We start from the raw sequence: 8,216 nt of genomic DNA, 5'->3' as shown, positions 1-8,216 counted from the left end.
CCATCGGCGCCATCTTCCTCGCCGTCACCGGCGCCGAAGCACTCTATGCCGATCTCGGCCATTTCGGCCGCAAGCCGATCGTGCTCGCCTGGCTGGCGATCGTGTTTCCCTGCCTGCTGCTCAACTATGCCGGGCAAGGCGCCTTCGTGCTGGCAAAGCAAGGCGTCGTTGGCCATCCATTCTTCGAGATGAACGAGGGCTGGACGCTGATTCCGATGGTCGTGCTGGCGACCGCAGCCACCGTCATCGCCAGCCAGGCGGTGATCTCGGGCGCCTTCTCGCTGACCAGGCAAGCGGTGCAGCTCAACATGCTGCCGCGCCTGGAAATCCTGCACACGTCGGAAAAACAGTCCGGCCAGATCTACATGCCGCGCGTCAATCTTCTGCTGGCGCTGGTGGTGATGCTGCTGGTGGTCGGCTTCGGCGAGTCCAGCAGGCTGGCCTCGGCCTACGGTATCTCGGTGACAGGCAACATGCTGGTGACGACAGTGCTGCTCTACGTCGTCATGACGCGCATCTGGAAATGGCGGCTGTGGGTGGCAATCGCCATGACGTCGCTGTTCGCCTTCATCGACGTCGGCTTCTTCGCCTCCAACATCGTCAAGGTGTTCGAGGGCGGCTGGGCTTCGCTGGCGGTGGCCTTCACCATCGTGCTGGCCATGTGGACCTGGGTACGCGGCAGCCGCTATCTGTTCGACAAGACCCGCCGCAACGAGATCCCGCTCGATTTCCTCGCCGGCAATTTGCTGAAGAAGAAGCCGCAGCTGGTGTCCGGAACCGCCGTGTTCCTGACCAGCGATCCGCTCAGCGCGCCGACCGCGCTGATGCACAGCCTGAAGCACTACAAGGTGCTGCACGAGCAGAACGTCATCCTTTCGGTGGTGACCGCGCCGCAGCCGGTGGTGCCCGACAGCGACCGCGTCAAGATGGAGACGGTCAACGAGCTGTTCATGCGGGTGACGCTGACCTTCGGCTATATGGAGCAGCCCAACATTCCGCGCGCGCTGGCGATCTGCCGCAAGCAGGGCTGGAAGTTCGACATCATGACGACGTCCTTCTTCCTGTCGCGGCGCTCGCTCAAGGCCTCGCCCAATTCCGGCATGCCGGTGTGGCAGGACCGGTTGTTCATCGGCCTGGCGCGCACGGCGGCGGATGCGACCGAATATTTCCAGATCCCGACCGGACGCGTCGTCGAGATCGGAACGCAACTGACGATTTAGGGCATGCCGCGGTTGAGAAGAATCGGTGCTGTCACATTGATTGAGCGGTGAGGAAGTTGAGGTAGCAGCGCGCCCGGCACTGTAAAGTTTCAGCGGCTTGATGCAGCGATAGCTGGCCGGGACGGCTGTGATGGTGCGGCGACATGCGCGCCAACGGCCAGTCGGGTGTCGCGAATTGAGGCGCGCTGAAGCCGTCCGGTTCAGCCGATCATGGCGCTTCGGTTGCCGGGTTCGAGATCGTGGCCTCTGCCGCTGCGCGATTCTAGCATTTGCGCCTTGGAAAGCTCTGCTTCAGCCTCGGCGAGGCATGGCTCGGCCGTGGTTCTCAGCCGCAGAAGGTCCGATTGCGAATTCTTGAGGTTGTCACGACGTAGGCGAGCGGCCTTGGCGAACGTCGGATAAGCGAAATGATTGATATCGGAGATGCCGGCCTTCGTTTCCTCGGCGTTTATCTGGAAGTCCAGTTCTCGCGCCATGCGTTCGAAATCGGCAATCATCATGTCTAGCTGCTGCAACTGTCGCCGCTTCTCATTCACCTGAAATTGCTTCAGTCGGACCAGATTACCTCGTGGCTTCATGACTCGGTACTCCGGTACACATTTCGTCCAATCAAACCGCTCTCTCCCAGCCCCTTAACGTTAGGCCTACAGCGACTCTCACGGTTCTGCTGCGAGAGGAAACATATTTTCCAAAATCCTTGGCCGATGGCTATGAGTTCAATGGCATCGACAACCATGCGAGCGAAGGACTTAAGGGGCGGTAAAAAAGGCGGAATAGGATTTCACATTGTCTGCATATGAACGCGTTGAGACCTGCGGCGGGCTTGTCACACAAACCGTCGTCAAGATTTGCGACATGGACGCCGGAGGCATGAATACGCCCGCCGTCAGCTACACGCCCCCCGATTTCCGCCGCCTATTATCGCCCACGCGGTCTGGCTTTATTTCCGGCTTCCGCTGAGCCTGCGCCTGGTTGAGGAAATGCTGCTGGAACGCGGCATCGTGGTTTCGTATGAGACAATTCGCCGGTGGGGCATCAAGTTCGGGCCGGACTACGCTCGCTGCTTCCTGGAAGGCGCGAACGTCCTCCAGGTCAAGCCGGTCCGGGGATCGGCCACAGTAGCGGGAGAACTTCGCTACCGCGTGCACGTAGGATCGTTGCGTGGCCGGCGACAGATTGCGGATCGTCATGTCCTCGATCATGCGCCGGCGAAGCGGGCTCAACTCGGCCATCTCATTGCTCCTATTCTCAAGGTTGCGCTTCAACAGCAGCTATCCTTCAAAACAGAAGCGTCATCCGCAAACCGGTGCACCAAATGCCGCGTCAGCGGCTTCGTTGTGTGCCCAGCATGTTCAACCGCTTGGGGGTGAAAGTCCCTTCGCCAACCTGATGGAGGTGAAGGCTTAGCAAAGCGCAAGGGCATTGCCGCGAGGTGGTGTCTGAAGGAAGCGTGGAGCAAAACCGCGACCTGACGAACAGAAACCGGATATGAGGCATCCCTGGCCGGACGAGCGGGCAACGTATCGCGAAGTCCATATCCATCAAGGGGCAGGGCTGTAGATCCGGCAGGTGCGCGGGGAAGGCGATTGAACTTACCTGGGGAGGCCTGCGTCATGTTCCGACTTCGGAACTGAGGGAACCGCAAGGTGACCTGACCGTGATGCAGGAGTCAGCAGAGGGCGTAGTAGGTGATGCTGTCGGCAAGGCTAGTGAGGCACTCCAAGGCCGAAAGGCGGAGCAAACGGATAGGCCGAGCCGGAAACGATGACCGAAGGCACGAACGATTGGAAGTGGCAAGTAGGACTGGCAACTCATGAGTGGAAAGCGGCAGAAGACCCAGTATTCACTGGCCCTGGAACCGAGGGACCGGGGTGAAGCCCATGTCAGCGGTCACCAAGGGGCCGAACCACTCGTGGCGAAGTCGGCACCCGAAAGCCCGGCTTGGACAGAACAGCTAATGGAGACGGTATGTAGCCGAGAGAATCTGGAAACAGCGTGGAAACGCGTTCGAAGCAACAAGGGCGGTCCAGGCGTGGATGGGATGACCACCGACGACGCCAAGGGCTACCTGCGTGAGCACTGGCCAAGCATTCGGTCTCGATTGCTCGAGGGAACCTATCAGCCGCAGCCGGTCAAGCGGGTCGAAATCCCCAAGCCGGACGGCGGGGTCAGAAAACTCGGCGTACCTTGCGTCGTCGACAGACTGATCCAGCAAGCCCTGCTGCAGGTCCTCCAAGAGCAGTGGGACCCGACGTTCTCGGAGCACAGCTACGGCTTCCGCCCAGGACGCTCCGCCCATCAGGCGGTAGCCCAAGCGCAATGCTACATTGCCGAGGGTCACAGCTACCTGGTTGACATCGATCTCGAAAGATTTTTCGACCGTGTTAATCACGATAGCCTGATGGCGCGCGTTGCCGCGAGGGTGTCCGATAAGCGTGCGCTCAAACTCATCCGGGCTTTCCTCAATGCCGGGGTGATGGAGGATGGCTTGGTCCGTCCGGTGGACGAAGGGACCCCGCAAGGCGGTCCGCTCTCGCCCATCCTAAGCAACCTCCTGCTCGACGACCTCGACAAGGAACTGGCCCGACGTGGTCACCGCTTCTGCCGTTACGCGGACGACTGCAACATCTATGTTCGCAGCCGCCGCGCCGGCGAACGGGTCATGGCTTCTGTAAGCCGGTTCCTGACCAAGAAGCTGCGGCTGAAGGTCAACGAGGCGAAGAGCGCGGTGGCGCGACCGGAGGAGCGGAAGTTCCTGGGGTTCAGCATCTCTAATGATGGGAGCGAGCGGCGCATTGCGCCGAAGGCCCTCGCCAAATTCGAGACGCTGATCCGGGACATGACACGCCGGACACGGGGCATCAGTCTGCCGCAGTTGATCAAGGAGCTTAAGCCATACCTCATCGGATGGCGCGGTTACTTCGGCTTCTGCCAGACCCCACGGGTGCTTACGAACTTGGAAGCGTGGATCCGCCGAAGACTACGCATGTATCTCTGGCGGCAATGGGGGAACGGGCACAACCGCTTCAAGGAACTGCGCCGTCATGGCGTACCAAAGTTCGGAGCTGCGGTTGCCGCCGGTTCACCGACGGGATTCTGGCGTATGTCAGGACACCCGGCGGTCCAACAGGCCCTGCGCAACCATTACTTCGAGTCTCTCGGTCTCCCTCGACTCCATGTCTCTGCCAAAGCTTAATCCGATCGAACCGCCGTGGTACGGACCCGTATGCCCGGTGGTGTGGGAGGGGCGGCGTCGCCAGGCGCCCCCCTATCCCGATCAATCCTGAATGTCGATCCGCATGGATCCTTTGTCAACGGTTTGGCGATAGGCAGGTATGCGTTCGATTTCATATCCGCGCACCAACGCCCCATGTGGCGCGCACCTCGTTGTAGTACCTGCGCCAATCCTCCAACTTTTCGGCCGCGTCGGCAAGCGTCAGGAACCAGTGGGCGTTCAAACATTCCGCCCTGAAGCGGCCGTTGAAGGCTTCGATGTAAGCGTTGTCCGTTGGCTTTCCCGGTCGCGAGAAGTCGAGCGTGACGCCCCTGGTGTAGGCCCACAGATCGAGGTGGCGGGGGGATATGGAACAGGTTGGCAATCGGATCATGAATGGAGACGAAGCGCTGCAAATGGCGTTGTGACTTGAAGCGTTTCATGATCCGTTCCCGTCGCCGGACTGGCTGATGGGAATTCTCCGCCCGATTGTTCAAGCCTTTATGCGAACGGTGATCGACACCCGGCATGATCTCTCGCTTTGCAGCGTCGTAAGACCGAAGCTTGTCGGTGATCATCACGCGCGACGCGCGGCCTTGGCCCTTCAACAGCTTGCGCATCAGACGCTTGGCCGCCTTGGCATTGCGACGACTTTGCACCAGAACCTCCAGGACGAAACCGTCCTGATCGACGGCGCGCCAGAGCCAGTGCTTCTTGCCGCGGATCGAAACGACGGCCTCGTCGAGATGCCACTTGTCACCCAGCCGACCCGCTGAGCGGCGGCGGATCTCGCTGGCAAAGGTCCGCCCGAATTTCTCTGCCCAAAGCCGGACTGTCTGATGCGAGACAATAATCCCTCGTGCCGCCAGCAAGTCCTCGACCTTCGCAAACTGAGAGGAAAACGGAAATAGAGCCAGACAGCATCGGCGATGATCTCGGCGGGGAAGCGATGGCGGCGGTAGAGTGGGTCACGCTCTGTCATAGCCCGTCATCGCACATCGGTATCCACGCTTCGTTAAGTTGACGATGCCCGACCCAGCGGTGGACAGTGGAATGGTCGACGTGAATGCCGCGCTCGGCCAACACTCTTCCAGATCGCGCAGGCTGAGATTGTAGGCAAGATACCAGCGAACGCACAGCAGGATCACGGATCGATCAAAATGGCGGCCTTTGAACATGACAAACTCCCGGAAAAAAGAGCAAGCGTCATGCAGCAAATGACCTTTCCGAAAGTTTGCGACAGAACCTTCCCAGGCACCCGCCTACAATTAGTCCGAAATTATAGGATGGAGCAGAAGCACCTTCGTTTCAGCTTGGCTTTCGTGATGACGGCGATGCCTGATCACCGTCCGGTCCTTGGTCAAAAAGCCCTTCCTTGGCCACGCCGATTGTAGGGACAGTGCCGACGGTCGGGGGCCATATAGCCGGAATTTATCGGCCGCGATCCGCCTGCTCCACCGCCTCGGCAATGTAACCCGGCAACACGAAAGATGCGCGGTGGATCGCGGGCGTGTAGTACCGTGTCGCAAGACCTGCCGCCCGCTCCCGCAAAATGTCCGGATCGACCTCAAGCAAGCTTGCGGTGTCGCTCGCCCAGCCCAATGCGAGGTGACCGCCGAAATACGTCGGCACCGCCACAATATAACAGGTTGCTACGTCAAACGCGGCTCCCAAACCGCGAATGGAAGCGACGAAGTCTTCCTTCTGCAAGAAGGGTACCCCACTTTGCGTGACCGCGATTCCGTCGGGCCGCAAGCATCGGTGCAGATCGCGGTAAAAGGCGGGGGTGAAGAGCGCTGCGCCCGGGCCAACCGGATCGGTGGAATCGACGAGAATGACGTCGAAGCGTGCCATTGTTTCACGGACGAACGCCGCACCATCCGCAATCTCGATCTGAAAGCGTTCGTCGCGGAAGACAGAAGCATTGAACTCCCCGAAATGCTTATGGGAAAAATCAAGCACATTCGGGTCGATCTCGACCTGCGTCAGGGATCTGACGCGGCGGTGCTTAAGCACCTCTTCCGCCAACCCGCAATCGCCGCCGCCGACAATCAGGACATCGCGCGGATCGTCGTGAGCTAGAATCGGCACATGCGCCATCATCTCATGGTACATGAACTCGTCAGCGCTGGTCACCTGCACGGCGCCATCGAGCAGGAGTACCTTTCCGAACACCCGGTTCTCGATCAATTCCATCCGGTGATGTGACGTGACATCCTCGTGTAGAGTCCGTTCTGCTTCAAAGGAGACCCGAATACCGTCAATGAGGGTTTCAGACACGTAATGCTTTTGCGTCATGCACCGTCCCCCGCATCAGTTCCTTCACCTCCAGCCGCTGTGGCCGGAACCGCCGCGCAGCACGCCGACGCACTGCTCAGACTGAGCCTCGCCGCACAATCAAGAGCGGCGTAGCCGCGTTCAGGCCAAGTGTGGATGGAAACATGGCTTTCCGCCAGAACGGCCACGCCGCTCACGCCCCCATTCGGTTGAACGGGTGCAAGTGCAGATGCAGGAGAGTCGCGCCGGCGGCCTCGACACAGTCAATCAAGGTCTGGGCTATATGATCGAGCTCGTCGAGCCGTTCTGCTTCAAACAGGTCGATGATCAGATGCGATCCTACGCACAGCATTCCGCCCTTCTCGATGAAATGATCGGCGTTTTCGAATGCCTCCGACGAGACTTTCGAGCTGTAGTTTTCTTCCTTTTGGGCGGACTTCAGAGGCACTCAACCCATCCCAAATTGGAAGAGGGCGTCGTGAGGCATGGCGTCCTCCCAAACCAGCAGATGTGACCTGCTCATGCAGGTCAGTTCATATATAGTCGCGATCGGAAAAGAACACTAGTCCGCTGATGCTTGTTTCTTTAGAGCATCACAGGCTGACGTCAGTCTGCGATGAATCAGACTGACGTCACGTTTGCTCGGTTCGTCCTGACTACTTGCGATTTGGCCCAGCCGTCGAGTCGCCTTTTCGATTTCTTCGATCGCGGCCCTGAGGCTTTTGACCTTTACTATAGCCTGTCTGCGACGCTTTTGAAGGGCATCCTGCCGTTCCGCATTCGATATCGCTCCGCCGTTCTTCGGCGGCCGGCCACGCCGTTTCTGAGGTTGTGCCGGAAAATGGACGTCAATGAGCTTCATGACGATGCGCTCGATGGCAGCCTGTTTCCAGGCTGCCATCGAGCGGTATTGCGCCGGCGGGATTTTTGCGATGCGATGGGCCTCGACAATGGCTTCTGTTGCTGTTCCTGAGAATCCTCCGCTCATGAGTGATGCGACGCCGGTGAGCGTGTTTGCAAAGTGAGGGCTGAAAAATGGATCGCTCCGTTTCGCAGCCGCATAGTCGGTGAGGATCGGCGCTGCAATCTCGCGAAGCATCGCTTGGTTCGGTTCCGCTGGCGACAGCGATGTCGACTGTGTTGAAGGGGGCCTTTCGCCCAGGGGCTTCGGACCTCCAATTCTTCGCAGGTGTTCAATGATCGCCCTGCCGGTCGGCATTATAATGTTTTCGAAACGCTCCGCTCCGCAGCCTCCATCGTACTTGACCTGTCCCTTTCCGTCGACGACGTAGGTCTTTCCTTTGAAGCCGATCGTGCGCGTGCCCGTCACTTTTTCCTCATATTTACATTATTAACGGAATCTCATGTCGGAGCAACCGGATCGAAATGCCGACACGGACGCATCTTGGCTGGAGCGCCATCCTGGTATCAAGGTAATCGCGCACGATCGTGCCGGCGTCTAAGCATCACCGACGAAAGGTCGTTTGATTGGTCCTCGAGAACCT

5 protein-coding genes and 6 pseudogenes are annotated in these 8,216 nt (G+C 59.3%); 3 read left to right on the top strand and 8 right to left on the bottom strand.

Annotated elements, in window-relative coordinates; all coding sequences use genetic code 11:
• A partial coding sequence (locus NKH03_RS33750) for a KUP/HAK/KT family potassium transporter (protein WP_352973167.1) occupies positions 1 to 1,220 on the top strand: 1,220 nt, incomplete at its 5' end.
• Between the two features lie 200 nt (positions 1,221 to 1,420).
• Here the strand turns inward: NKH03_RS33750 and NKH03_RS33745 are convergent.
• A complete protein-coding gene (locus NKH03_RS33745; protein WP_352700110.1) occupies positions 1,421 to 1,798 on the bottom strand; it encodes a flagellar export protein FliJ in 378 nt (125 codons plus the stop codon).
• Between the two features lie 270 nt (positions 1,799 to 2,068).
• Here NKH03_RS33745 and NKH03_RS33740 point away from each other — a divergent pair.
• Positions 2,069 to 2,281, top strand: a pseudogene (locus NKH03_RS33740) (hypothetical protein); the annotation flags it as partial.
• Positions 2,282 to 2,287: 6 nt separating this feature from the next.
• Here the strand turns inward: NKH03_RS33740 and NKH03_RS33735 are convergent.
• Positions 2,288 to 2,452, bottom strand: a pseudogene (locus tag NKH03_RS33735) (phage integrase N-terminal SAM-like domain-containing protein); the annotation flags it as partial.
• 581 nt (positions 2,453 to 3,033) lie between these two features.
• Between NKH03_RS33735 and ltrA the strand changes: the two are divergent.
• Complete coding sequence (gene ltrA, locus NKH03_RS33730; protein ID WP_502913583.1) at positions 3,034 to 4,416, top strand: group II intron reverse transcriptase/maturase; 1,383 nt, start codon at positions 3,034 to 3,036, stop codon at positions 4,414 to 4,416.
• Positions 4,417 to 4,567: 151 nt separating this feature from the next.
• Here the strand turns inward: ltrA and NKH03_RS33725 are convergent.
• The 6 genes and pseudogenes from NKH03_RS33725 to NKH03_RS33695 all read right to left on the bottom strand — a co-directional run.
• A pseudogene (locus tag NKH03_RS33725) lies at positions 4,568 to 4,795 on the bottom strand (integrase core domain-containing protein); the annotation flags it as partial.
• Positions 4,752 to 5,416, bottom strand: a pseudogene (locus tag NKH03_RS33720) (IS6 family transposase); the annotation flags it as partial. The pseudogenes NKH03_RS33720 and NKH03_RS33725, both read right to left, overlap by 44 nt.
• A gap of 50 nt (positions 5,417 to 5,466) precedes the next feature.
• A pseudogene (locus NKH03_RS33715) lies at positions 5,467 to 5,612 on the bottom strand (IS6 family transposase); the annotation flags it as partial.
• A gap of 253 nt (positions 5,613 to 5,865) precedes the next feature.
• Entirely contained in the window at positions 5,866 to 6,732 is an 867-nt protein-coding gene (gene speE, locus NKH03_RS33710; RefSeq protein WP_352973165.1) for a polyamine aminopropyltransferase, read from the bottom strand.
• Positions 6,729 to 7,063 (bottom strand): annotated as a pseudogene (speD, locus tag NKH03_RS35135) (adenosylmethionine decarboxylase). The gene speE and the pseudogene speD overlap by 4 nt, the downstream one beginning before the upstream one ends.
• Positions 7,064 to 7,273: 210 nt before the next feature.
• Positions 7,274 to 8,041, bottom strand: a complete 768-nt coding sequence (locus NKH03_RS33695) for a hypothetical protein (protein ID WP_352973164.1) — start codon at positions 8,039 to 8,041, stop codon at positions 7,274 to 7,276.
• Between the last annotated feature and the right edge of the window lie 175 nt (positions 8,042 to 8,216).

This window comes from Mesorhizobium sp. M1406 (assembly GCF_040317555.1).
Classification (GTDB): Bacteria; Pseudomonadota; Alphaproteobacteria; order Rhizobiales; family Rhizobiaceae; genus Mesorhizobium.
This window is presented reverse-complemented; position numbering and strand designations above follow the sequence as displayed.